The following is a 24,611-nucleotide window of genomic DNA, read 5'->3' on the forward strand; positions in this document are numbered from 1 at the left end:
GAGAACCGATGAAGCACGCCGCCAGCACCTACGTCGAGGAAACCGGGTTCGGTTTCTGGTTCCTGCAGAGCCATGTCTGGCAGCACCATGTGCTGCGCGTGGCGATCAACGACCTGGTCGGCCTGATCGACACGCCGCTGCCGCAGGCGCCAGTGCTGCTGGATGCCGGCTGCGGCCAGGGCAAATCCTTCGGCCTGCTCGCCGGTGCGCTCCAGCCGGCGCGGATGATCGGCCTGGATGCCGACCCGCACAGCCTCGACTGCTCGCGCGCCGAGGCCGAGCGCCTGGGCCTGGAGGTGCAACTGATCGCCAGCGACTGCGCGGCCATCGACCTGCCTGACGCCTGCGTCGACATCCTGTTCTGCCACCAGACTTTCCATCACCTGGTCGAGCAGGAACAGGCGCTGGCCGAGTTCTGGCGCGTGCTCAAGCCGGGCGGCCTGCTGCTGTTCGCCGAGTCGACCAAGTTCTACATCGACACCTGGGTGATCCGCTGGCTGTTCCGCCACCCGATGGAGGTGCAGAAGAGCGCCGACGAATACCTGGCGATGCTGCGCGACCAGGGCTTCGCGTTCGGCGAACGCAACGTCTCCTACCCGTACCTGTGGTGGAGCCGCTCCAAGGATTTCGGCCTGCTCGAACGCTGGGGTATCTGCAAGGCCAAGCCGGTCGGCCAGCGTGACGAAACCCTGGTCAACGCCGCGGTGCGCAAACCCCTCGACAGCGAGCAGGGCGCCTGATGCGTCATACCTGGTTGCTGGCCCTGTGCCTGCTGCTCGGCGCCTGCGCCACGCACACGCCAGTGCCCGAACGGGCGCCGCAACTGGTCGCGGCGCTGCCGCTGTCGCTGCATATCCAGCGCGAGCAGGCAGGCGAGCAGCGCGACTGGCTGCTGGTGCTGCAGGCCGAGGGGGACGCGCTGCGCTGGTCGCTGCTCGATCCGCTGGGCATGCCGCTGGCGCGCCAGCTGCTGCTGGACGGTGCCTGGCACAACGACGGCCTGCTGCCACCCAACGCCGAGGCGCGCGAGCTGTTCGCCGCCCTGCTGTTCGCCCTGACGCCAGCCGAATCGCTCTCCAGCACATATCCGGCAGGCAGCTGGCAACTTGCCGCTGATCGGCGCCAGTTCGTTCCACAGTGGCGCATCGACTATCGTGCCCCGCTGAATTTCACCCTGTACACCGTGGCAGGCCCGAGCTATCGGGTCACCACCCTGACGTCGCCAGAAGGCTCCTGATGCCCAGTTACCTCAACGCACTCGGTCTGCTCTGCGCCCTCGGTGAAGGCAAGCAGGCGGTGGCCGATGCCCTGTTCGCCGGCGATGCCTCGGGCATGCGCGCCGAGCCCGGCTGGGTCAGCGAACGCGACCTCACCGTCGGCGCGGTACGCGGCGAACTGCCGGCCCTGCCAAGCGGCATGAGCCAGCCACCAAGCCGCAACAATCAATTGCTGCTGGCCGCCGCCCTGCAGATCGAGCCGCAGATCCGCGCCGCCATCGCCCGCTACGGCGCCGAGCGCGTCGCCGTGGTGCTCGGCACCAGCACCTCGGGCATCGACGAGGCCAGCCAGAGCATCGCCAGCTACATCCACGAGGGCGAACTGCCGGCGCACTATCACTACGCGCAGCAGGAACTCGGCGCGCCGGCCAGCTTCCTCGCCGACTGGCTGGGCCTGTGCGGCCCGGTGTACAGCATCTCCACCGCCTGCACCTCCAGCGCCCGCGCGCTGCTCAGCGCCCATCGTCTGCTGCAGCAGGGCATCTGCGACGTGGTCCTGTGCGGCGGCGTGGACAGCCTGTGCCGCCTGACCCTCAACGGCTTCTCGGCGCTGGAGGCGATTTCCGCCGAGCGCTGCAACCCGTTCTCGGTGAACCGCCACGGCATCAACATCGGCGAAGGCGCGGCCCTGTTCGTGATGAGCAGAGAGCCGTCAGCGATTGCCTTCTTCGGCGGCGGCGCCAGCTCCGACGCGCACCATATCTCCGCGCCCGAGCCAAGCGGTGTCGGCGCCCAGGCGGCGATGCGCAAGGCCCTGGCCAGCGCCGGGGTGAGTGCCGAGGACATCGACTACCTCAACCTGCACGGCACCGCGACCACGCACAACGACGCCATGGAAAGCCAGGCCACCGCGGCCGTGTTCCCCCACGGCGTGGCCTGCTCGTCGAGCAAGCCGCTGACCGGCCACACCCTCGGCGCCGCCGGGGCGCTGGAGGCGGCGTTCTGCTGGCTGAGCCTGAGCCCATACAACCGCGACAACCTGCTGCCGCCGCACCTGTGGGACGGCCAGGCCGACCCAGCTGCCCCCACGCTGCGCCTGGTCACACCCGGTCAAACACTGCAACGCACGGCGGGCCGTCGGCTGATGAGCAACTCCTTCGCCTTCGGCGGCAGCAACATAAGCCTGATCCTGGGAGACCAGCCATGAGCCGCTGGCCGATTGCCGAGCTGATCCCCCATGCCGCCGACATGATCCTCATCGACGAGGTCGTGCGCTTCGGCGACGAGGACGTCGAGACCCGCCTCCTCGTACGCCCCGGCGGCCTGTTCAGCCGCGCCGATGGCAGCCTGCCGGCGTGGGTCGGTATCGAGCTGATGGCGCAGAGCGTGGCCGCCTACGCCGGCTGCCAGGCGCGCCAGGCCGGCGCGCCGGTGGAGCTGGGCTTTCTCCTTGGCACGCGTAATTTCCAGTGCAACGTCGAACATTTTCCCGCCGGCGTCGAACTGCAGATCAAGGCCGTGCGCTCGTTGCAGGACGACAACGGCATGGGCGTGTTCGAATGCCAGCTGACCGGCCCCGGCATCGAAGCCTTCGCCCGCCTCAACGTTTTCCGTCCGCCCCAGGTGGCCAGCTATCTACAGGAACCCGCCGTATGAGTGACCCGATTCTGGTAACCGGCTCCAGCCGTGGCATCGGCCGCGCCATTGCCCTGCGTCTGGCGCGTGCCGGTTTCGACCTGGTGCTGCACTGCCGCTCGCGCCGCGACGAGGCCGAAGCGGTGCAGGCCGAAATACTCGCCCTCGGCCAGCAGGCGCGCATCCTGCAGTTCGACGTCTCCGACCGCGCCGCCTGCCGGGAGATTCTCGAAGCCGACATCGAGCAGCATGGCGCCTACTACGGCGTGGTGTGCAATGCCGGCCTGACCCGTGACGGTGCTTTCCCGGCGCTGACCGAAGACGACTGGGACCAGGTGCTGCGCACCAACCTCGACGGTTTCTACAATGTCCTGCACCCGTTGAGCATGCCGATGATCCGCCGCCGCAAGCCAGGGCGTATCGTCTGCATCACCTCGGTGTCGGGGCTGATCGGCAACCGCGGCCAGGTCAACTACAGCGCCTCCAAGGCCGGCGTGATCGGCGCGGCCAAGGCCCTGGCCATCGAGCTGGGCAAGCGCAAGATCACGGTCAACTGCGTGGCCCCCGGGCTGATCGATACCGACATGCTCAATGAGCACGTGCCGCTGGAAGAAATCCTCAAGATGATCCCGGCCGCGCGCATGGGCACTCCCGAGGAAGTGGCCGGGGCGGTGAATTTCCTGATGTCCGAGGAGGCCGGGTACATCACCCGCCAGGTCCTCGCCGTGAATGGTGGGTTGTGCTGATGAACGGGTTGAAACGCGTCGTGGTCACCGGCATGGCCGGTGTGACTTCCCTGGGCAGTGACTGGCCGACCATCGAGGCGAACTTCCGCGCCGGCAAGAGCGGTATCCGCCGCATGGACGAGTGGGACCGCTTCACCGAGCTGAACACCCGCCTGGGCGGCCCGGTGGACGACTTCGTCACGCCCAAGCACTGGAACCGCAAGCAGACTCGCAGCATGGGACGCGTGTCCAAGCTCGCCGTGTACGCCGCCGAGCGCGCGCTGGAACATGCCGGCCTGCTCGGCGACGAGTCGATCAAGGACGGGCGCATGGGCGTCGCCTGTGGCTCCTCCACCGGCAGCACCGAGGAGATCAAGGCGTTCGGCAACATGCTGCTGAACTCGGTGGCCGACGGCCTCAACGCCAACTCCTACATCCGCATGATGCCGCACACCACCGCGGCCAATATCAGCATCTTCTTCGGCCTCAAGGGCCGCCTGATCCCCACCTCCAGCGCCTGCACCAGCGGCAGCCAGGGCATCGGCTACGCCTACGAGGCGATCAAGTTCGGCCGCCTGAAGATGATGCTCGCCGGCGGCGCCGAAGAACTCTGCCCGACCGAGGCCATGGTGTTCGACGCGCTCTACGCCACCAGCCTGAAGAACGACGCCCCGCACACCTCGCCACGTCCCTACGACAGCGGTCGCGACGGCCTGGTGATCGGTGAAGGTGCCGGCATCCTGGTGCTCGAAGAACTGGAGCACGCCCTGGCGCGCGGCGCGACCATCTACGCCGAGATCGTCGGCTTCGGCTGCAACGCCGACGGCCAGCACGCGACCAAGCCGGAACAGGCAACCATGCGCGGCGCGATGGAACTGGCGCTGGAAGACGCGGGTCTGAGCCCCGAGGTGATCGGTTACGTCAACGGTCACGGCACCGCCACCGAGCAGGGTGACGTGGCCGAAAGCCTGGCCACCAGCAGCCTGTTCGGGCCGCGTATGCCGATCAGCTCGCAGAAGAGCTTCCTCGGTCACACCCTGGGCGCCTGCGGTGCACTGGAGTCCTGGTTCAGCATCGAGATGATGAATGCCGACAGCTACGTGCACACGCTCAACCTCGACGACCTCGACCCGGCCTGTGGCGAACTGGATTACCTGCGCGGCGAGTTCCGGCAGATGCGCAATGACTACGTGATGAACAACAATTTCGCCTTCGGTGGGGTCAACACCTCACTGATCTTCAAGCGCTGGACCTGAACCGACGACAGGGAGTCGTGCATGACCCGTTTCATCAAACTCGCTTTTTTCACCCTGGCCCTCTTCGGCCTGGCCGCCTGCAGCCGTTTGCAGCCGGTGCAGGTGATCCACCAGCAGGTGCCGCCGGCGGCGCAGGCCCAAGGCGCGCTGAGCGCCAGCGACCTGCGCCCGGCACTGGTCCGCGCACTGGTACGGAGCAAATGGACCATCGAGCAGGACGAACCCAATCGCCTGCTGGCACGCCTGGATTTTCGCGGCCACAGTGCCTCGATCACCCTCGACTACGTGGCCGAGCGCTATGACATCCGCTACCGCGACAGCCAGGACCTCGGCTACAAGGACGGCAAGATCCACAAGCGCTATAACGCGCTGGTGAAACGCCTCGATCGGGTGATCCAGCAGGAGATCCGCATCGCGCAAAACCTCGGACCCAGCAGTACCCCGCAGCAGTAAAGCCACTCAAGGAGACGACTATGAAAATGCACCATTGGATCATCGCCGCGGCTTGCCTCGCCGCACTGCCCAGCGTCAGCCAGGCTCGCGACACCACCCTGTTCCCCGACTTCCAGGCCGCCGTGCAGGAAGCCACCAACGCCGGCCGCCTGGATGGCAGCGTGAAGTTCTACCTGGCTGGCCAGCCCGCCGGTACGAGCATCGTCAAATCCGGCGTGACCACCAGCCAGAAGACCAATGCCTTCAACAAGAGTGACGAGGGTGCCTGCAGCTGGGCCCTGCAGTCGGCGCTGATCCGCTTCCAGAACGCGGCCAAGGCTGCCGGCGCCAATGCGGTGGTCAACATCGCCAGCAACTACAAGAACATCGAGCGCAAGGACCCGAAAACCTACGAATGCCACGCCGGCGCCATCATGGCCGGCGTCGCGCTCAAGGGTGATCTGGCGCGGGTCAAGTAACGCCGCCCAGGCCACACAGCAAAACGCCGGCTTGCGCCGGCGTTTTCGTTTTCGCGTTCGTTACTGCAGGACTTCGACCAGGTCGACGTCGATCTCGCGTTTCATCATGCCCTTGTCGACTTCACCGGTCAGCTTGACCTTGGTCTTGTCGTCGAAGGCGACCGGCGGCATGTCTTCATCGTCGATCTCGACGGTGATGGTGCCGCTGCTGTCCTTGAATTCGTACTTCTCGTCGCCGAGCTTCTTGATGATGTGGCCTTGCAGCACCACATTGGCGTCATCAACCGCCTCCTGGGCAGCCGCCACGGTGGTGATGGCCTGAGCACCCGGGCCGGTGTAACCGGCAGCCAGTGCAGCGGTGCTGAACAGCGGAGCGACGAGCAGAGCGAGGTAGCGAGTTTTCATGATTCCGATCCTTGTGGGGTTGGTGTGGAATCAGACTAGCCAACCCAGCTGAACTGAAACTGAATTGGCCGAAACGAAAACGCCCGGCATCAGCCGGGCGTTTTCATATCGTGTTGCACACTTAGCCGTGGTACTGCGCCGACAGCTCGTGCACCGCCTCGAAAAAAGCCTTGGCGTGCTCCGGGTCGACTTCCGGAGTGATGCCGTGACCGAGGTTGAACACCTGACCGCTGCCCTGGCCGTAGCTGGCGAGGATGCGCGCGACTTCGGCGCGGATCGCCGCCGGGTTGGCGTACAGCACGCTCGGGTCCATGTTGCCCTGCAGGGCTACCTTGCTGCCGACGCGGGCGCGGGCGCTGCCGATATCGCAGGTCCAGTCCAGGCCCAGCGCTTCGGCGCCGGTCTCGGCCATGGACTCCAGCCACAGACCGCCACCCTTGGTGAACAGGATCACCGGTACGCGGCGACCGTCGTGCTCGCGGATCAGGCCGTCGACGATCTTCTGCATGTAGGCCAGGGAGAATTCCTGGTAGGCCGCGGCCGACAGGCTGCCGCCCCAGGAGTCGAAGATCTGCACCGCTTGTGCGCCGGCCTTGATCTGCCCGTTGAGGTAGGCGGTCACCGACTGCGCCAGCTTGTCGAGCAGCGCGTGCATGGCCTGCGGGTTGTCGTAGAGCATGGCCTTGGACTTGCGAAAGTCCTTCGACGAACCGCCCTCGACCATGTAGGTGGCCAGGGTCCAGGGGCTGCCGGAGAAGCCGATCAGCGGCACACGGCCGTTCAGCTCACGGCGGATGTTGCGCACCGCGTCCATCACGTAGCCCAGGTCCTGCTCCGGATCGGGAATCGGCAGCGCCTCGATGTCGGCCATGCTGGCGATCACCTTCTTGAAACGCGGGCCTTCGCCGGTCTCGAAGTACAGGCCCTGGCCCATGGCGTCAGGGATGGTGAGGATGTCGGAGAAGAGGATCGCCGCGTCCAGCTGCGGGTAGCGGTCCAGCGGCTGGATGGTGACTTCGCAGGCCAGCTCGGGGTTCTTCATCAGGTTGACGAAGTTGCCGGCTTTGGCGCGGGTGGCGCGGTACTCCGGCAGGTAACGACCGGCCTGGCGCATCATCCACACCGGGGTGACGTCGACGGGCTGCTTGAGCAGGGCGCGGAGGAAACGGTCGTTCTTCAGGACGGACATCGGCAGGGTTCCTGGAAATCAGCAGGGAAACTTCACGGCGGAAGAGTGTGCGGGAGTCGGCCAGTGGCGTCCCCCTCCTCCGGGCGGGCTTCCGGATCGCCGGCGCACCGCGCACCGTGGCGCAGAAAAAGTGCGGGTATTTTCGCAGACCCAAAAACAAAAGGCACGGCGAGTGCCGTGCCTTTTGTCCATCGCGACGATTTGCCGCGACGCGGGTCGTCAGACCTGCAGGTAGTCCAGGATACCTTCAGCGGCGTTACGCCCTTCGAAGATCGCCGTCACCACCAGGTCGGAACCGCGGACCATGTCGCCACCGGCGAAGATCTTCGGATTGCTGGTCTGGTGCTTGAACTGGCTCTGCTCCGGCGCCACGACGCGGCCCTGGCTGTCGGTCTCGATGGTGAAATCGCTGAACCAGGCGGCCGGGCTCGGACGGAAACCGAAGGCGATCAGCACGGCTTCCGCCGGGATGATTTCCTCGGAGCCCGGGATCGGCTCGGGGCTGCGACGGCCACGGGCATCCGGCTCGCCAAGACGGGTCTCGACCACCTTGACGCCTTCGACCTTGTCTTCACCAACGATGGCGATGGGCTGGCGGTTGAAGAGGAATTTCACGCCTTCTTCCTTGGCGTTCTTCACCTCTTTGCGCGAGCCCGGCATGTTCTCTTCGTCGCGGCGGTAGGCGCAGGTCACCGACTTGGCGCCCTGCCGGATGGACGTGCGGTTGCAGTCCATCGCAGTGTCGCCGCCGCCGAGCACGACGATGCGCTTGCCCTTCATGTCGACGAAGTCTTCCGGCGCCTTCTCGAAACCGAGGTTGCGGTTGACGTTGGCGATCAGGAAGTCGAGCGCGTCGTGCACGCCCGGCAGGTCTTCACCGGGGAAGCCGCCTTTCATGTAGGTGTAGGTGCCCATGCCCATGAACACGGCATCGTACTCATCCAGCAACTGCTGCATGGTCACGTCCTTGCCGATCTCAGTGTTCAGGCGGAACTCGATGCCCATGCCGGTGAAGACTTCGCGACGGCGGCTGAGCACGCTCTTCTCGAGCTTGAACTCGGGGATGCCGAAGGTCAGCAGGCCACCGATTTCCGGATTCTTGTCGAACACCACCGGGGTCACGCCGTTGCGCACCAGCACGTCGGCGCAGCCCAGGCCAGCCGGGCCGGCACCGATCACCGCGACACGCTTGCCGGTCGGTTTGACCTTGGACATGTCCGGGCGCCAGCCCATGGCGAAGGCGGTGTCGGTGATGTACTTCTCCACCGAACCGATGGTCACCGCGCCGAAGCCGTCATTGAGGGTGCACGCACCCTCGCACAGACGGTCCTGCGGGCACACGCGGCCGCAGACTTCCGGCAGGGTGTTGGTCTGGTGGCTCAGCTCGGCGGCGGCCAGGATGTTGCCCTCGGAAACCAGCTTCAACCAGTTGGGAATGAAGTTGTGCACCGGGCACTTCCACTCGCAATACGGGTTGCCGCAGCCCAGGCAACGATGTGCCTGGTCGGCGGCCTGGGCCGGCTTGAAGGGTTCGTAGATTTCCACGAATTCCTTCTTGCGCTGGCGCAGGAGCTTCTTCTTCGGATCCTTGCGCCCGACCTCGATGAACTGGAAGTCGTTGTTCAGACGTTCAGTCATTTCAAAACCTCATCAACTACTTCAGGCGCAATTACTGCGGATTGGCGCGGGTGCTGCTGAGCAGCGAACCCAGGCTTGCCGCTTTTGGTTTGACCAGCCAGAACTTGCGCAGGTAGTCGTCCAGGTTCTCGAGCAGGTTGGCACCCCACTCGCTGGCGGTCTCCGCGACATATTCGGCCAACACGTTGCGCAGGTGGCTACGGTAGGCCTCCATGGCTTCGTTGTTGATGCGCTGGATCTCCACCAGCTCATGGTTCACGCGGTCGACGAAGGTGTTGTCCTGGTCGAGCACGTAGGCGAAGCCACCGGTCATGCCGGAACCGAAGTTGATCCCGGTCTTGCCCAGCACGCAGATGAAGCCGCCCGTCATGTATTCGCAGCAGTGGTCACCGGTGCCTTCCACCACGGCATGCGCACCGGAGTTACGCACCCCGAAACGCTCGCCCGCGGTACCGGCGGCGAACAGCTTGCCGCCGGTGGCGCCGTACAGGCAGGTATTGCCGATGATGGCCGAATCCTGGGTCTTGAAAGGACTGCCTTGCGGCGGGGTGATGACCAGCTTGCCGCCGGTCATGCCCTTGCCCACATAGTCGTTGGCGTCGCCTTCGAGAATCATGTTCAGACCACCGGCGTTCCACACACCGAAGCTCTGCCCGGCAGTGCCTTTGAAGCGGAAGGTGATCGAAGCGTCCTTCATGCCCTGGTTGCCGTGCGCCTTGGCGATCTCGCCGGAGATGCGCGCGCCGATCGAACGGTCGCAGTTGCACAGGTCCAGTTCGTACTCGCCTCCGGTCTTGCCGGCGATCGCGGCCTTGGCCATCTCGACCATCTTCTCGGCCAGCAGGCCCTGGTCGAATGGCGGGTTGCGGTCGACTTCGCAGAACTGCGGCTTGTCCGCCGGGATGTGGTCACTGCCCAGCAGCGGCGACAGGTCGAGGTGCTTCTGCTTCTCGGTTTCGCCCGGCAGCATTTCCAGCAGGTCGGTGCGGCCGATCAGCTCGCCGAGGCTGCGTACGCCCAGCTTGGCCAGCCACTCGCGGGTTTCCTCGGCGATGTAGGTGAAGAAATTCACCACCATCTCGACGGTCCCGATGAAGTGGTCCTTGCGCAGCTTTTCGTTCTGCGTGGCGACGCCGGTGGCGCAGTTGTTCAGGTGGCAGATGCGCAGGTACTTGCAGCCCAGGGCGATCATCGGCGCGGTGCCGAAGCCGAAGCTCTCGGCACCGAGGATGGCCGCCTTGATCACGTCGAGGCCGGTTTTCAGGCCGCCGTCGGTCTGCACCCGGACTTTGCCGCGCAGGTCGTTGCCGCGCAGGGTCTGGTGGGTTTCGGCGAGGCCGAGTTCCCATGGCGAGCCGGCGTACTTGATCGAGGTCAACGGCGAAGCGCCGGTGCCGCCGTCGTAGCCGGAGATGGTGATCAGGTCGGCATAGGCCTTGGCCACACCAGCGGCAATGGTGCCGACGCCGGCTTCCGCCACCAGTTTCACCGAGACCAGCGCGGCCGGGTTGACCTGCTTGAGGTCATAGATCAGCTGCGCCAGGTCTTCGATGGAATAGATGTCGTGGTGCGGCGGTGGCGAGATCAGGGTCACGCCCGGTACCGCATAGCGCAGTTTGGCAATCAGGCCGTTGACCTTGCCGCCCGGCAGCTGACCACCTTCGCCGGGCTTGGCGCCTTGGGCGACCTTGATCTGCAGCACTTCGGCGTTGACCAGGTATTCCGGGGTGACACCGAAGCGGCCGGTGGCGACCTGCTTGATCTTCGAGCTGCGCACGGTGCCGTAGCGGGACGGGTCTTCACCGCCCTCACCGGAGTTGGAGCGACCGCCCAGGCGGTTCATCGCCTCGGCCAGCGCTTCGTGGGCTTCCGGCGACAGCGCACCGAGGGAAATCCCCGCGGCGTCGAAGCGCTTGAAGATCGATTCCAGCGGCTCGACCTGATCCAGCGACAGCGGTTGCTCGGCGAGTTTCACCCCGAGCAGGTCGCGCAGCATGGACACCGGACGGGTGTCGACCAACGCGGTGTATTCCTTGAATTTCTCGTAGCTACCCTGCTGCACGGCGGCCTGCAGGGTGTTGACCACGTCCGGGTTGTAGGCGTGGTACTCGCCACCGTAGACGAACTTGAGCAGGCCGCCCTGCTGGATCGGCTTGCGGTTGTTCCAGGCTTCGGCCGCGAGCAGCTTCTGCTCGTTCTCGATGTCGACGAAGCGCGCGCCCTTGAGGCGGCTGGCGACACCACGGAAGCTCAGCTCGACGACTTCATCGGACAGGCCGACGGCTTCGAACAGCTGCGCACCGCGGTAGGAGGCAACGGTGGAGATGCCCATCTTCGAGAGGATCTTCAACAGACCTTTGGAGATGCCCTTGCGGTAGTGCTTGAACACTTCGTACAGATCGCCCAGCACTTCGCCGGTACGGATCAGGTCGCCAAGCACTTCGTAGGCGAGGAACGGGTACACCGCCGACGCACCGAAGCCGAGCAGCACGGCGTAGTGGTGCGGGTCACGCGCGGTGGCGGTCTCGACCAGGATGTTGCAGTCGCAACGCAGGCCTTTCTCGGTCAGGCGGTGGTGCACGGCGCCAGTAACCAGCGACGCATGCGCCGGCAGCTTGCCCGGAGCGATGTGACGGTCGGTCAGGACCAGCTGGGTCTTGCCGGCACGCACCGCTTCCTCGGCCTGGTCGGCCATGTTGCGCACGGCGGCTTCGAGACCCAGGGTCTCGTCGTAGTTGAGATCGATGATCTCGCGCTCGAAGCCCGGACGCTCGAGGGTCATCAGCGCGCGCCACTTGGCCGGCGAAATCACCGGCGAGCTGAGGATCACGCGCGAGGCGTGCTCCGGCGACTCTTCGAAGATATTGCGCTCGGCGCCCAGACAGATTTCCAGGGACATGACGATCGCTTCGCGCAGCGGGTCGATCGGCGGGTTGGTCACCTGGGCGAACTGCTGGCGGAAGTAGTCGTACGGCGAACGCACGCGCTGCGAGAGGATCGCCATCGGCGTGTCGTCGCCCATCGAGCCGACCGCTTCCTGGCCCTGCTCGGCGAGCGGACGCAGGACCTGGTCACGCTCCTCGAAGGTGACCTGGTACATCTTCATGTACTGCTTGAGCTGGTCGGCATCGTAGAAGGCCGAACCGTGGTCGTTGTCTTCCATGGTCGCCTGGATGCGCAGGGCATTCTTGCGCAGCCATTGCTTGTACGGATGACGCGACTTCAGGCGGTTGTCGATGTCGTCGGTGTTCAGCACCTGGCCGGTTTCGGTGTCCACGGAGAGGATCTGCCCGGGACCGACACGGCCCTTGGCGAGCACGTCTTCCGGCTTGTAATCCCATACGCCGATTTCCGACGCCAGGGTGATGTAGCCGTTCTTGGTGGTCACCCAGCGCGCCGGGCGCAAGCCGTTGCGGTCGAGCAGGCACACGGCATGGCGACCATCGGTCAGCACCACGCCGGCCGGGCCGTCCCACGGTTCCATGTGCATGGAGTTGAATTCATAGAACGCGCGCAGATCGGCGTCCATGGTCTCGACGTTCTGCCACGCCGGCGGAATGATCATGCGCACGCCGCGGAACAGGTCGATGCCGCCAGTGACCATCAGCTCGAGCATGTTGTCCATGCTCGAGGAGTCGGAACCGACACGGTTGACCAGCGGGCCGAGCTCTTCCAGGTCCGGAATCATCTCGTTGGCGAACTTGGTGCGGCGCGCCTGAGCCCAGTTGCGGTTGCCGGTGATGGTGTTGATCTCGCCGTTGTGGGCGAGGAAGCGGAACGGCTGCGCCAGCGGCCATTTCGGCAGGGTGTTGGTGGAGAAGCGCTGGTGGAAGACGCAGATCGCGGTCTGCAGGCGCTCGTCACCCAGGTCCGGGTAGAACTGCTGCAGGTCGGCCGGCATCATCAGGCCTTTATAGATGATGGTCTTGGCCGAGAAGCTGCAGATGTAGTGATCGGTGTCGGCGGCATTGGCCACCGAGGAGCGGCGACGGGCGCTGAACAGCTTGATGGCAAAGTCCTGATCGCTGAGGCCTTCACCACCGACGAAGACCTGCTCGATCTGCGGCAGACGCTGCAGGGCCAGGGTGCCCAGCACGCTGGTGTCGATCGGCACCTTGCGCCAGCCAACCAGTTGCAGACCAGCTGCGAGAATCTCGCGGTTCATGTTCTCGCGCGCGGCTTCGGCCTTGGCGCTGTCCTGGTTGAAGAACACCATGCCGACGGCATATTGCTGCGGCAAATCGGCGGCGAAGTGCTCCTTGGCCATGGCGCGCAGGAACAGATCCGGCTTCTGGATCAGCAGACCGCAACCGTCACCGGTCTTGCCGTCGGCGTTGATCCCGCCGCGGTGCGTCATACAGGTCAGGGCTTCAATGGCAGTCTGCAGCAAGTGATGGCTTGCCTCGCCCTGCATGTGGGCGATCAAGCCGAAGCCGCAGTTATCCTTGAACTCATCAGGATGGTACAGACCTGCTTTCATAGGGACTCTCACCAGGCTGCCTTCACAGGCAAATTGCTTTCTAATTCATCGACCTACCTGCCGTGCGCGCAGGGGAACGCCCCAGCATGGCGCAGGCAAAGGGCAGACATTGTACATATCCACCCCTGCCGTCACAAATCTTCGTGACGGCGAAATGAACGCTTATGTCGCGCTAGAGAAAGGCAGTGACCGACGGTTCGTGTTAATCCCGACCGGTCACTGAATGACAGGCAATTCGCGCGCCATCAACGGCCTGCGCTTGCCTCTTGCTGGATGCTGGCGAAGCTGCGCGGCCAGGGCTTGCCGGCCTGCACGCTCGCCGGCAGCGACTTGATCGCAGCCTGCGCCGCACCACGGGTGGAGAACTTGCCGTAGGTCACCACGTACAGCGGCTTACCCTGGTGCAGTTTCTGGAAGTAGTGGTACTCACCGCCATTCTTGGCGACAAACGCCTTGGCACTGCTTTCCGAGCGAGTACCGAGGATCTGCAGCGCAAAGTGGCTGCCGGACTGGCTCGCGTACCAACCGTTACCCGACGAAACCTTGGCGACAACCGGCGCCGCAGGCTTCGCCGCCGGAGCCGGCTGAGGGACAGGCTTGGTCGCGACAGGCGCGGGAGTTGTGACAGGCGCGAGCTTGACCGCTGGAGCCGGCTTGGGAGCAGCGGCCACGGGCGTTTCAGGCTTGGCGGCTGGCGCGGTAACCGTAGCGACCGGCGGCACAACTGCCGGCGCAACCACGACCGGCGGAGCAACCGGAGCAACTGATGGCAGCGGCGCCAGACCTTCGGCTTCGCCCCCCTCCTCACCCTCGGCCATGCCAGAGGCTTGTGCTAGCGGCTCGCGGATCACGGGCTGCGCTTCGCCGACCAGCGGCAATGGCAGCGGCTGACTGGAGCCCGAGAATTCAATGGCGGCATTCTGCGCCGGCGCCGACTCGGCAGGACGAGCAGGAGCGGCAGCGGTTGCCGGCGCCGCCTCCTGAGGCACCACCTGGGTCGAGGCCGGGATATCGATACCCGTGCTCTTGCGGCCCTGCATGAACCACGCCGCGCCAAGCGCGAGCAGCACCACCGCAACGGCCAGCACATGTTTCTTCGGTAAACCCAGCGAGCCGCCGGAGCCACCCGCTGCACCACGCTGGGCAAGCATGCTTTCGATGAGCACATCACGGGCAGCCTGGTTGATGCTGCCAGGCCAACCACCAGAGCTCAGGTGAATGTCGCTGACCTGATCATCACTGAGCAACTCGATGCCCTGACCCGCACCGTCGAGCCGCTGCGCCAGGTACTCACGCGTTTCGTCCTCGCTGTACGGCTGCAGCTCGATCGCATGGAAGCGCTCTTCGCCATCGGCCAGGAGCTCAAGCCGCGGCAGCAGCTCCGAGTCGGCAAACAGGAACACATGCGGGCGCGCCTCAGCGGTGCCGGCGGCAAGCGTGAACAGGGCATCCAGCGCGGCATCGGCCAACTGCTCGGCATCGTCCACCAACAGATAGACTTCCTGCCCGGTCAGCGCCAACTGGGCAACATGCGCCAGGATGCTGCGCATATCCAGCTGCTGGATCCCCAGCCCCAGTGCGACCTGACGCAGCACGCCTGCAACATCCGAGGCACCCCGCGCAGAAATCACCACGCTGAGCACCGCCTGCTTATTGGTGCTGGCGACCAGCGCCTGGCGCAGCAAAGTCTTGCCGCTGCCCAGCGGGCCGGTGACGACTAGCAGTAGCTGGCTGTAACGCGCCAGGTGATGCAATTGACCCAGCACGGGCTTGCGCTGCGCAGGAAAGAAGCGAAAACCCGGAACGCGAGCCGCAAACGGGTCGTGACTGAACTGGTGATGGGCGAGATAGGCCTCGTCGGCATGCAAACTGGTCATGGAACTCTCGTTAGTGTTCAAGTCGCGCCACAAGGGCGTGGTAATCGGTCGTCAGGGTGGCATCGAGCACCGCCCGCGGAAACTCGTCGGTGACCACGGCTTCGCCCATGCGGCGCAACAGCACCAGACGCATACGGCCATCGAGGACCTTCTTGTCGACCGCCATGTGTTCGAGGAAATGCTCCGAGGTCATCTCTGTCGGCGGAATCACCGGCAACCCGGCACTCAGCAGCAGACGCAGGCCACGGTCGCGCTCCACTTCGGAAATCCAGCCCAACCGTGCAGACATCTCCAGCGCCATCGCCGTGCCAGCCCCAACGGCCTCGCCATGCAACCAGACGCCATAACCCATATGGGTCTCTATGGCATGGCCGAAGGTATGGCCGAGGTTCAGGGTCGCACGCACACCGGACTCACGCTCGTCAGCCCCCACAACCCGCGCCTTGGCCGCACAGGAACGCTCGATGGCCTCGGCCAGCAGCGACTCGTCCAGTGCACGCAGTGCAGCCATGTTGTCTTCGAGCCAGCCGAGAAATGGCTCATCGCAGATCAGCCCATACTTGATGACTTCGGCCAGCCCGGCGGACAGCTCGCGCGGCGGCAGGGTACGCAACACAGAGGTATCGATCACGACGGCTTGCGGCTGGTAGAACGCGCCGATCATGTTCTTGCCCAGCGGGTGGTTGATGCCCGTCTTGCCGCCCACAGAGGAGTCAACCTGAGACAACAGCGTGGTCGGCACCTGGATGAAATCTACGCCACGCTGGTAACAGGCCGCCGCGAAGCCCGCCATATCACCGACCACACCACCACCCAAGGCGACAACGGTGGTCCTGCGATCATGTCGCGCCTTGAGCAGGCCATCGAAGATCAGCTGCAGGGTTTCCCAATTCTTGTACGACTCGCCATCCGGCAGCACGACCGACATCAGCTCCTTGCCGGCCAGGCTCGCTTCCAGATGCTGGAGATAAAGAGGCGCGACCGTCTCATTGGTGACGATGGCCACCTGACGCCCAGCAAGATGTTTTTTGAACAGATCGGCGTTTGCCAGCAAACCCGAGCCGATATAGATGGGATAGCTGCGCTCGCCTAGATCGACAGTTTGAGTCTGCATGGGGCCCCCGAATTGAAAGGGCACTAGGATAGCGCAGTTATGCGCCTGCTTTAACGGGGAGATAATGCGTCGAGCCGCTCGATGATTTCCTGCACCACCATGCGTGGCGGGCGTTCATCGGTCTCAATGATCACATCCGCGATTTCGCGATACAGCGGATCACGAATCTCCATGAGAGCAGCCAGCACCTTGCCTGGATCGGCATTGCGCAGGAGCGGACGATTGCGATCCCGCGACGTTCGATCAAGTTGCTGATCAACCGATGCATGCAGGTAGACAACTCGCCCACCGTTGCGCAGAGCTGCGCGGTTCTCCGGGCGGAGCACAACACCACCACCCGTGGCAATGACTACGCCACTCAGCTCGCAAAGCTCCGCGATCATCAACTGCTCACGCTCACGGAAGCCCTGCTCGCCCTCCACATCAAAGATCCAGGGGATATCGGCACCAGTACGCTGCTCGATCTCCTTGTCCGAATCCTTGAAGTGAAGCTTCAACTCTTTGGCCAAGAGCCGCCCGATGGTGCTTTTACCAGCCCCCATCGGGCCTACGAGTATCAGGTTTCGCACTACATCAACGGCCGATGGCAACTGCTTGGGTATTGATGATGCGCGGCGTCAAGAACACCAGCAGCTCAGACTTCTTATCCTGGACTACGTCACGCCGGAATACACGACCTACAAAAGGCAGATCGCCAAGGAACGGAACCTTGTCCACGGATTTCGACTGGGTATTCGAGAACACGCCGCCGATTACGACCGTTTCGCCATCCGAAACCAGAACCTTGGCATTCACTTCGTTCTTACTAATTGCAGGAACGCCACCGCTCGATGCAGCGTTAGAGAAGTCAGGTGCGTCTTTAGTGACCTTGACCTCAATGATAATTCTGTTATCGGGGGTAATTTGCGGGGTAACTTCCAGCGAAAGGGCAGCTTCTTTGAACGAGGTGCTAGTAGCACCACTGGAGCTAGCCTCTTGATAAGGAACCTCAGAACCTTTGAGGATTTTTGCGGTTTCTTTATCGGAAGTAACAATTTTCGGCTGAGAAACAACCTCACCATTACCCGTCTTTTCCATAGCACTTAGCTGAAGATCCAATATCGCATTATCGGTAACAAAACCAATGCCGATTCCTGAAGTGCTTCCTGCGGCAGCCAAATCGACAAATGGGGTGTTAACTGGAGTTTCTCTTATACCAGGGAAACGACCCACCTGCCCCTCATCTCCATCCTCAACGCCCAAGTTCCCATTTTTGCCCCAAGCATTCCACTTATCACCCACCCAAAAGTTTCCACCCCAACGCACACCCAGCGCCTTGTCAAAATCGACATTGGCCTCCACGATACGCGCCTCAATCATTACTTGCCTTACAGGTATATCAAGCTGAGCAACAATCCTACGCAGCTCATCAAGCCTCTCCTGAGTCTGATAAGCAATGATGCTATTTGTACGATCATCTACGGTTATAGAGCCGCGCTCGTCAGCGGCACCATCTACACTGGTCACCGACTGGAACAACTTAGCCATATCCGCAGCCTTTGCATAATTGACTTGAATAAGCTCACGCCGCAAAGGAGCTAACTCAGCAATCTGGTTCTTTGCCTCTAGCTCTTGTCGCTCACGAGCTGCGATTTCATCAGCAGGCGCGATCAGCAACACATTTCCGACTTTACGCTTATCCAAACTGCGCGTTTTCAAAACCAAGTCCAGTGCCTGATCCCACGGAACGTTTTGCAGGCGCAGCGTAATATTCCCCTGAACAGTATCGCTGGCAACCAAATTCAAATCTGTAAAGTCTGCAATCAACTGAAGCACAGAGCGAACATCAATATCCTGGAAATTTAAAGAAAGCTTCTCTCCAGAGTATGCAAATTTTTCAGATTTACGCCTCTCAACATCGTCAAGCGTTAGAGGTTTTACGCTAATAGTGAGCTTATTATCCGCCTGAAAGGCCAGATAATCATAAGCTCCCGTCGGCTCAATCGTTACGCTTGCGTTGTCAGCCTGCCCAACGGCACTAATAAATTGAACCGGCGTAGCAAAATCTTTTACATCCAAACGCACTCTCAGATTTTCTGGAAGCTGAGTCTTGGAAAAATTCAGCCTAATCTTTCCACCTTGCTCTTGAATATCCGGACTCACCGAAGGATCAGAAAGCTCTATAACTACATTACCCTCTCCCTGCTCCCCGCGCTGAAAATCAACGCCTTTAATAGCCCGAGAGCCAGGAGCGTATGCAACGGTAGTCGCCGTCGCTACTGGCGCCGCACTGACAGAGGAACTTGCCGCACGCGCAGCATCGCCAACCACAACATATAAATCATTACCCTCTGCGCGAGTAGAATAGGGCACAAGTGTTGTTAGGTTAATAATCAAGCGAGTGCGATCTTTCGCTTCTACAAGCGTCACACTGCGCGCATTGCCAACGCCGAGCTCGCGATTTTTCGAACCGAGCTTGTTGGATACGCCCGGCAAATCAAGAGCTATTCGAGCAGGCTGCTCTATGGTGTAGCCTTTAGGGGCTAGAACAGCCTCATCAAAAGAAAGCTTTAACTCAACCTTGTCACCCGGCAACGATGCGACATCCATACTTTGCAAATTCGCCGCACTTACCAGTGGAGCGAAGACGATAGCTAAAAGAGCAATGCTTAACTGCGAGAGCGAAATGTTCATCAACCCGTTCCGTTGTGCAGATTCGTATTTATTTTTCATACTTTTACCCCGCCGTTAAGAGCGCTCTTTTAGGGAAATACTACGCGGACGCTCAAGCCATCCACCTTCACCATCAGGAACGATCTCAATCACATCCACTTTGGCCTCATCGATTAAAACAATGCGCCCATGATTTCGACCCAAATAATCACCAACCTTCACGCGATGCACGCCGCCAGCGCCTTTCACTAGCGCATAAGCAGCCCCCTGATTCGCAAGCGTACCGACCATTTCAAAGGTTTCTATATTAAAACCCTCAAGAAATTGACGTACACGAGTCTCATCAGGCTTGATATCTTTAGACCCTTTCTTCTGACTAGCCAGATCAACTTTTATTGGCGGCTGAAATGGGCTACGCATAGCGGAAGCGCTGTAAGTAAAGGCCTCATATGGCTGAAATTTAGGAAGCGGCTCTATAGCCCCTTTTGGGCGAGCTCTTTCTTGATCCATGAACGATTGCAAATCAGAGAAATCCCCCCCTCCGCCGCAACCGGAAATAAAGAGAGCCAGGGATACTGAGCATATAGCGCGGATGCCAATCATTTCTTCAGCCCCCCCTCGCTATCGTTATAACGATAGGTTTTAGCCAGAATAGTCATGTGCAGCCTAGAGCTACTGTCCTTCCCCTCTGGCTTAAGCTCAAAGTCATGAAGAGTAACAATACGAGGCAGACTCGCAACACCACTAACAAAAGTCGCTATATCGTGGTAAGCACCGACAACCGATATCTGTATAGGCAGCTCAATATAAAATTGCTGTGCAACCTCTGGCTGAAGCTTAATCTCCTCGAACTCCAAGCCACTACCCAATCCAGTTCGAGTAATATCCTCAAGCAATCCAGGAACCTCAGTATCACTTGGCAACTGCCGCAACAACGCGCCAAATGACTCTTCCATTTCAACCATCTGCATTTTGTAAGCGTCTAAGTTGGCAGCCTGAAACGCTTTTGTAGAAAACTGCTCTTTAAGACCAGACTCCTCTGCTCGGCGCGCCTCAAGATCGGCCTGAAGATCTTTCAGGTAAAAGTTATATCCTAGAGCAACTGCAATTATTAGCAGCAACACACATGCTATAAATTTTACCGCAGCCGGCCAAGAGCCAACATTATTTACGTCGAGCTCTGAAAGCTCTATTTTTTTCAAAGACGCAATAGAATCGGAAAGGCTCATTTTTTACCTCCCCCACCTGACTTTCTAGTGTTGCTTTCAGCATTCACCGCATCTGACTCCAGCTCAGCGCCAGGCTTCGTTTGCTTTACCGTGAGTTTAAAAACGTTTGCCTGATCCAGAGCTCCAGCAGTGACTGCCTTAACCTCAGTCAGGTTTGGCGAAGCGAGCCATTCGGAGGCATCTAAATTTCGCATCAGATTAGAAACCCGATTATTGGACTCAGCAGCCCCCTCAACAGCAATAGAGGCACCGGTCATTTTCAGGCCTGAGAAGTAGACGCCATCTGGAAGAGTACGGACGAACTGATCAAAAACATGCCCAATTATTGGTCGATTACCTTGAAGGTCCTGAATGATCTTCATCCGATCCAACAGCTGCTCACGACGCTTTTTAAGCTCACTGATTTCCTTGATACGCGCATCGAGCACAGCAATTTCCTTACGTACAAAGTCGTTGCGCGCGCCCTGCTGCTCAATCGCACCACCGAGGTATTGCCCCGCCAGAAAGACCAATCCGGCAGAGACAACCAGAACACCTGCAAGAGACACGAGGAACTGCTGCTTACGCTCTTCACGCAGCTGCTCGCGCCATGGAAGTAAGTTGATCTGGGCCATTAATCGAAACTCCTCATTGCCAGACCGCACGCAATCATCAGCGAAGGGGCATCACTGGCAAGCGCGCCTGCGTTGACCTTGCTACCAAGCGCCATATCGGCGAATGGATTGGCAACCTGAGTGGGAGTACCGATTTTTTGCTGGATCAATCGATCAAGGTCTGGAATGGATGCGGTGCCGCCGGCCAGCAATATGTAATCCACATCGTTGTACTGGCCAGCCGCGAAGAAGAACTGCAGGGAGCGCGAGACTTGCTGGACGACTGCCTCCTTGAACGGCTGCAACACCTCGGCATCGTAGTCGTCCGGAAGGCCACCCTGCTTTTTAGCAAGACCAGCCTCTTCGACGGACAACCCATAGCGGCGCTGAATCTCTTCTGTCAGTTGGCGACCACCAAACATCTGCTCACGGGTATAAATGGTACGGCCGTTGTGCAGCACGCTGAGCGTGGTCATGGTGGCGCCGATGTCGACAACCGCCACCGTCAGCTCGTCGTGACCATTGCCGAGCTGAGCGGCCAGCAAACCATAAGCGCGCTCAAGGGCGTACGCCTCTACATCGACGACCTTGGCAGTCATGCCCGAGAGCGCCAGAGCAGCCTCGCGGACCTCGACGTTCTCTTTACGGCAAGCGGCAAGCAGCACTTCGACGCGCTCGGGGTTTCGCGGAGAAACGCCCTGCACTTCGAAGTCGATGGCGACTTCTTCCAGCGGATAGGGGATGTATTGGTCGGCTTCGATCTTCAGCTGGTTTTCCAGCTCATCGTCGTTGAGCCCGGCTTCCATCTCGATCGTCTTGGTGATCACCGCAGAACCGGCTACCGCAACAGCGGCCGAACGCGCCCCCGTCTTGGCCTTCGCCAGAACACGAGACAGCGCCTGACCGACGCCTTCGAGCTCGGCGATGTTCTTTTCGACAACAGCATTTGGGGGGAGCGGCTCGACAGCGTAGGCCTCTACCTTGTAGCGGCTTCCCGAGCGACTCAATTCGAGGAGCTTGACTGAGGTCGAACTGATGTCGATCCCCAGAAGCGTATTCGCTTTCTTATTGAAGAGCCCTAGCACGACCGATTTCCTATTGGCATCCGCGACTTACGGACTATTTATGTTTTTCCACATTAAATAACAGTCTTGACAGAAGCGCAAATGGCTACCCGGCAAAAATTCCGCTTATAATGTGAACAGTTTTTCTCTTTTCACTTTGCCCAACGCTTAACTCATTCTTTTATCTGGAAATCCAAGAGTCCTAATGCGTCTGCTGAAGTTTTTCTGGTGGTCCTGTGTCGCCGTTTTTTGTGGGCTGTTGCTCAGTTTCAGCGGCGCTTTCCTCTATCTAAGCCCCGGCCTCCCCTCCGTCGACTCACTACGCAGCATCCAGCTGCAGATCCCGTTGCGCATCTATAGCAACGAGGAAAAACTGATCGCCGAATTTGGCGAAATGCGTCGCTCCCCAATCCGCTTCGACGACATCCCCCAGGACTTCATCCGCGCCCTCCTCGCCGCCGAAGACGATAACTTCGCCAACCATTATGGCGTCGACTTCACCAGCCTGATGCGCGCTGCCACTCAGTTGCTATCAAGCGGGCACATTCAAACCGGCGGTAGCACCATCACCATGCAGGTGGCGAAGAACTTCTTCCTCACCAACGAGCGCAGCTTCTCGCGAAAAATCAGTGAAATCCTTCTGGCACTGCAGATCGAACGCGAGCTGAGCAAAAACGAAATTCTCGAGCTCTACGTCAACAAGATCTATCTGGGCAACCGCGCCTACGGAATCGAGGCCGCTGCACAGATCTATTACGGCAAGTCGATCCGAGATACAAGCCTCGGGCAGATGGCAATGATCGCCGGCCTGCCGAAAGCCCCCTCGCGCTTCAACCCGCTGGTCAATCCACAGCGCAGCAAAGAGCGTCGCGACTGGATTCTCGGGCGCATGCTCAAGCTCGGCGCCATCGACCAGGCTCGCTATGACGCCGCGCTCGCCGAGCCGATCGATGCGCACTACCACGTGCAGCCGCCAGAGCTGAACGCCCCCTATATCGCCGAGATGGCTCGCGCCGAAATGGTCGGCCGCTATGGCAGCGACGCCTATACCGAAGGCTTCCGCGTCACCACCACGGTGCCAGCGCAACTGCAACAAGCCGCCAACAGGGCATTGCATGACGGGCTGATCAGCTATGACCAACGCCACGGCTACCGGGGCCCGGAAACCCGCCTGCCCGGCCTGACCCGCGAGGCGTGGCTGGCCGAGCTGAGCAAGTACAAGACGCTTGGCGGCCTGGAGCCGGCAATCGTCAGCCAGGTGGAGAAGAGTGGCATCCTGGTTCTGCTGCGCAACGGCGAGGAGCAACCGGTCGCCTGGGACAGCATGAAATGGGCACGCCCATTCCTCAACACCAACAGCCTGGGTCCGCGCCCGCAGCAGCCGGCCAGCGTGGTACAGATCGGCGACCTGGTGCGCGTGGAGCGCGAGACGGAAGAGAACACCCTGCTGTTCCGCCAGATCCCGGCCGCGCAGAGCGCCCTGGTTTCACTGGACCCACAGGACGGCGCCATCCGCGCCCTGGTCGGCGGCTTCTCCTTCGAGCAGAGCAACTACAACCGCGCCGCCCAGGCCAAACGCCAGCCCGGCTCGAGCTTCAAGCCCTTCATCTATAGCGCCGCGCTGGACAGTGGCTTCACCGCAGCGACCCTGGTCAACGACGCGCCCATCGTGTTCCAGGAAGCCGGTATGGAAGAAGCCTGGCGCCCGAAGAACGACAACAACACCTTCCTCGGCCCGATCCGCCTGCGCGAGGCCCTGTACAAGTCGCGCAACCTGGTCTCGATCCGCCTGCTGCAGACCATCGGCATCGACTACGCGCTGAATTACGTCAGCCGCTTCGGCTTCAACAAGCAGGACCTGCCGCGCAACCTGTCGCTGGCGCTGGGCACCGCCAACCTGACTCCAATGGAAATCGCCGGAGGCTGGACCGCGTTCGCCAACGGCGGCTACAAGGTTCAGCCCTATCTGATCGAGCGCATCAATGCCCGCGACGGCAAGTTGCTGTTCGCCGCCAACCCGGCCCGTACCGCCACCAGCGCAGCCAACCTCGAGGAACAGAACGCCATCGCCCTGTCACAGGACCCGAACGCGCCAATCCTCAAACCCATCGTTGGTGAACAGATCGTCGACGAGCGCACCGCCTACATCCTCACCAACATGCTGCAGGACGTGATCAAGCGTGGCACCGGGCGTCGCGCCCTGGCCATGGGTCGTGGCGACCTGGCCGGCAAGACGGGCACCACCAACGAGTCCAAGGACAGCTGGTTCTCCGGCTACAACGCCGACTACGTGACCACTGTCTGGTCCGGTTTCGACCAGCCGGAAAGCCTCGGCCGCCACGAGTACGGTGGTACCGTCGCCCTGCCGATCTGGATGGATTACATGAGCGCCGCGCTGAAGGACAAACCCGAGCACCTGCCCAGCGAGCCCGCTGGCTTGCTGACCCTGCGCGTCGACCCGAACAGCGGGCGCGCGGCTTCGCCAGGTGCGCCAGATGCCTACTTCGAACTGTTCAAGAGCGAAGACTCGCCACCGCCGATGAGCGAACTGGACGGCATGAGCATTCCTGGCAGCCCGCTGCCAGCAGACGAGTCGGCGCCGATCGACCTGTTCTGACCGCTCGCT

Annotated in this window: 21 protein-coding genes; 9 read left to right on the top strand and 12 right to left on the bottom strand. The window is 61.5% G+C overall.

Features of this window, described 5'->3' with window-relative positions; all coding sequences use genetic code 11:
- The first annotated feature begins 8 nt into the window (after window positions 1–8).
- Genes IB229_RS07510 through IB229_RS07545 form a run of 8 tightly spaced genes read left to right on the top strand, consistent with a single transcriptional unit; the run spans window position 9 to window position 5,744 of the window.
- Window positions 9–740: a class I SAM-dependent methyltransferase gene (locus tag IB229_RS07510; protein ID WP_192326490.1), complete on the top strand. Its 732-nt coding sequence runs from the start codon at window positions 9–11 to the stop codon at window positions 738–740.
- The gene (locus tag IB229_RS07515) at window positions 740–1,237 is read left to right on the top strand and encodes a DUF3261 domain-containing protein (protein ID WP_192326492.1); all 498 of its coding nucleotides are present in this window, start codon (window positions 740–742) and stop codon (window positions 1,235–1,237) included. Before IB229_RS07510 ends, IB229_RS07515 begins: the two co-directional genes overlap by 1 nt.
- Window positions 1,237–2,424 (top strand): beta-ketoacyl-[acyl-carrier-protein] synthase family protein, encoded by a 1,188-nt coding sequence (locus IB229_RS07520; protein ID WP_192326494.1) that lies wholly within the window; start codon window positions 1,237–1,239, stop codon window positions 2,422–2,424. The genes IB229_RS07515 and IB229_RS07520 overlap by 1 nt, the downstream gene beginning before the upstream one ends.
- Window positions 2,421–2,873: a hotdog family protein gene (locus IB229_RS07525; RefSeq protein WP_192326495.1), complete on the top strand. Its 453-nt coding sequence runs from the start codon at window positions 2,421–2,423 to the stop codon at window positions 2,871–2,873. The genes IB229_RS07520 and IB229_RS07525 overlap by 4 nt, the downstream gene beginning before the upstream one ends.
- On the top strand, window positions 2,870–3,598 hold the full coding sequence (gene fabG / locus IB229_RS07530; RefSeq protein WP_192326497.1) for a 3-oxoacyl-ACP reductase FabG: 729 nt from the start codon (window positions 2,870–2,872) through the stop codon (window positions 3,596–3,598). The genes IB229_RS07525 and fabG overlap by 4 nt, the downstream gene beginning before the upstream one ends.
- A gap of 8 nt (window positions 3,599–3,606) precedes the next feature.
- A complete protein-coding gene (locus IB229_RS07535) occupies window positions 3,607–4,833 on the top strand; it encodes a beta-ketoacyl-ACP synthase (protein WP_192329312.1) in 1,227 nt (408 codons plus the stop codon).
- Window positions 4,834–4,854: 21 nt separating this feature from the next.
- On the top strand, window positions 4,855–5,286 hold the full coding sequence (locus tag IB229_RS07540) for a hypothetical protein (RefSeq protein WP_192326499.1): 432 nt from the start codon (window positions 4,855–4,857) through the stop codon (window positions 5,284–5,286).
- Between the two features lie 20 nt (window positions 5,287–5,306).
- Window positions 5,307–5,744 (top strand): excinuclease, encoded by a 438-nt coding sequence (locus tag IB229_RS07545; RefSeq protein ID WP_192326501.1) that lies wholly within the window; start codon window positions 5,307–5,309, stop codon window positions 5,742–5,744.
- A gap of 60 nt (window positions 5,745–5,804) precedes the next feature.
- Here IB229_RS07545 and IB229_RS07550 read toward each other — a convergent pair whose 3' ends face one another.
- From IB229_RS07550 to IB229_RS07605, 12 genes are all read right to left on the bottom strand, one after another.
- Window positions 5,805–6,149, bottom strand: coding sequence for a YgiW/YdeI family stress tolerance OB fold protein (locus IB229_RS07550; RefSeq protein ID WP_192326503.1), 345 nt, complete (start codon window positions 6,147–6,149; stop codon window positions 5,805–5,807).
- 121 nt (window positions 6,150–6,270) lie between these two features.
- Complete coding sequence (gene hemE, locus IB229_RS07555) at window positions 6,271–7,338, bottom strand: uroporphyrinogen decarboxylase (RefSeq protein ID WP_192326505.1); 1,068 nt, start codon at window positions 7,336–7,338, stop codon at window positions 6,271–6,273.
- Between the two features lie 219 nt (window positions 7,339–7,557).
- Window positions 7,558–8,976, bottom strand: coding sequence for an FAD-dependent oxidoreductase (locus IB229_RS07560; protein WP_192326507.1), 1,419 nt, complete (start codon window positions 8,974–8,976; stop codon window positions 7,558–7,560).
- Between the two features lie 31 nt (window positions 8,977–9,007).
- Window positions 9,008–13,456, bottom strand: a complete 4,449-nt coding sequence (gene gltB, locus IB229_RS07565) for a glutamate synthase large subunit (RefSeq protein WP_192326509.1) — start codon at window positions 13,454–13,456, stop codon at window positions 9,008–9,010.
- A 245-nt stretch (window positions 13,457–13,701) separates the two neighbouring features.
- Entirely contained in the window at window positions 13,702–15,333 is a 1,632-nt protein-coding gene (locus IB229_RS07570) for an SPOR domain-containing protein (RefSeq protein WP_192326511.1), read from the bottom strand.
- Between the two features lie 10 nt (window positions 15,334–15,343).
- Window positions 15,344–16,447 (bottom strand): 3-dehydroquinate synthase, encoded by a 1,104-nt coding sequence (gene aroB / locus IB229_RS07575; protein WP_192326513.1) that lies wholly within the window; start codon window positions 16,445–16,447, stop codon window positions 15,344–15,346.
- Window positions 16,448–16,497: 50 nt separating this feature from the next.
- The gene (aroK, locus tag IB229_RS07580) at window positions 16,498–17,016 is read right to left on the bottom strand and encodes a shikimate kinase AroK (RefSeq protein ID WP_192326515.1); all 519 of its coding nucleotides are present in this window, start codon (window positions 17,014–17,016) and stop codon (window positions 16,498–16,500) included.
- A gap of 4 nt (window positions 17,017–17,020) precedes the next feature.
- On the bottom strand, window positions 17,021–19,120 hold the full coding sequence (gene pilQ / locus IB229_RS07585; protein ID WP_192326517.1) for a type IV pilus secretin PilQ: 2,100 nt from the start codon (window positions 19,118–19,120) through the stop codon (window positions 17,021–17,023).
- 54 nt (window positions 19,121–19,174) lie between these two features.
- Entirely contained in the window at window positions 19,175–19,702 is a 528-nt protein-coding gene (gene pilP, locus IB229_RS07590; RefSeq protein ID WP_192326519.1) for a type 4a pilus biogenesis lipoprotein PilP, read from the bottom strand.
- Window positions 19,699–20,328 (bottom strand): type 4a pilus biogenesis protein PilO, encoded by a 630-nt coding sequence (pilO, locus tag IB229_RS07595; protein WP_192326521.1) that lies wholly within the window; start codon window positions 20,326–20,328, stop codon window positions 19,699–19,701. The genes pilP and pilO overlap by 4 nt, the downstream gene beginning before the upstream one ends.
- Window positions 20,325–20,942, bottom strand: a complete 618-nt coding sequence (locus IB229_RS07600) for a PilN domain-containing protein (protein WP_192326523.1) — start codon at window positions 20,940–20,942, stop codon at window positions 20,325–20,327. The genes pilO and IB229_RS07600 overlap by 4 nt, the downstream gene beginning before the upstream one ends.
- Window positions 20,942–22,006, bottom strand: a complete 1,065-nt coding sequence (locus IB229_RS07605; RefSeq protein WP_192326525.1) for a pilus assembly protein PilM — start codon at window positions 22,004–22,006, stop codon at window positions 20,942–20,944. Before IB229_RS07605 ends, IB229_RS07600 begins: the two co-directional genes overlap by 1 nt.
- Before the next feature lie 184 nt (window positions 22,007–22,190).
- Here IB229_RS07605 and IB229_RS07610 point away from each other — a divergent pair, with 184 nt between their 5' ends.
- Window positions 22,191–24,602, top strand: coding sequence for a penicillin-binding protein 1A (locus tag IB229_RS07610; RefSeq protein ID WP_192326527.1), 2,412 nt, complete (start codon window positions 22,191–22,193; stop codon window positions 24,600–24,602).
- Window positions 24,603–24,611: the final 9 nt, after the last annotated feature.

Origin of the sequence: Pseudomonas sp. PDM14 (assembly GCF_014851905.1) — a bacterium.
Taxonomy (GTDB): domain Bacteria; phylum Pseudomonadota; class Gammaproteobacteria; order Pseudomonadales; family Pseudomonadaceae; genus Aquipseudomonas.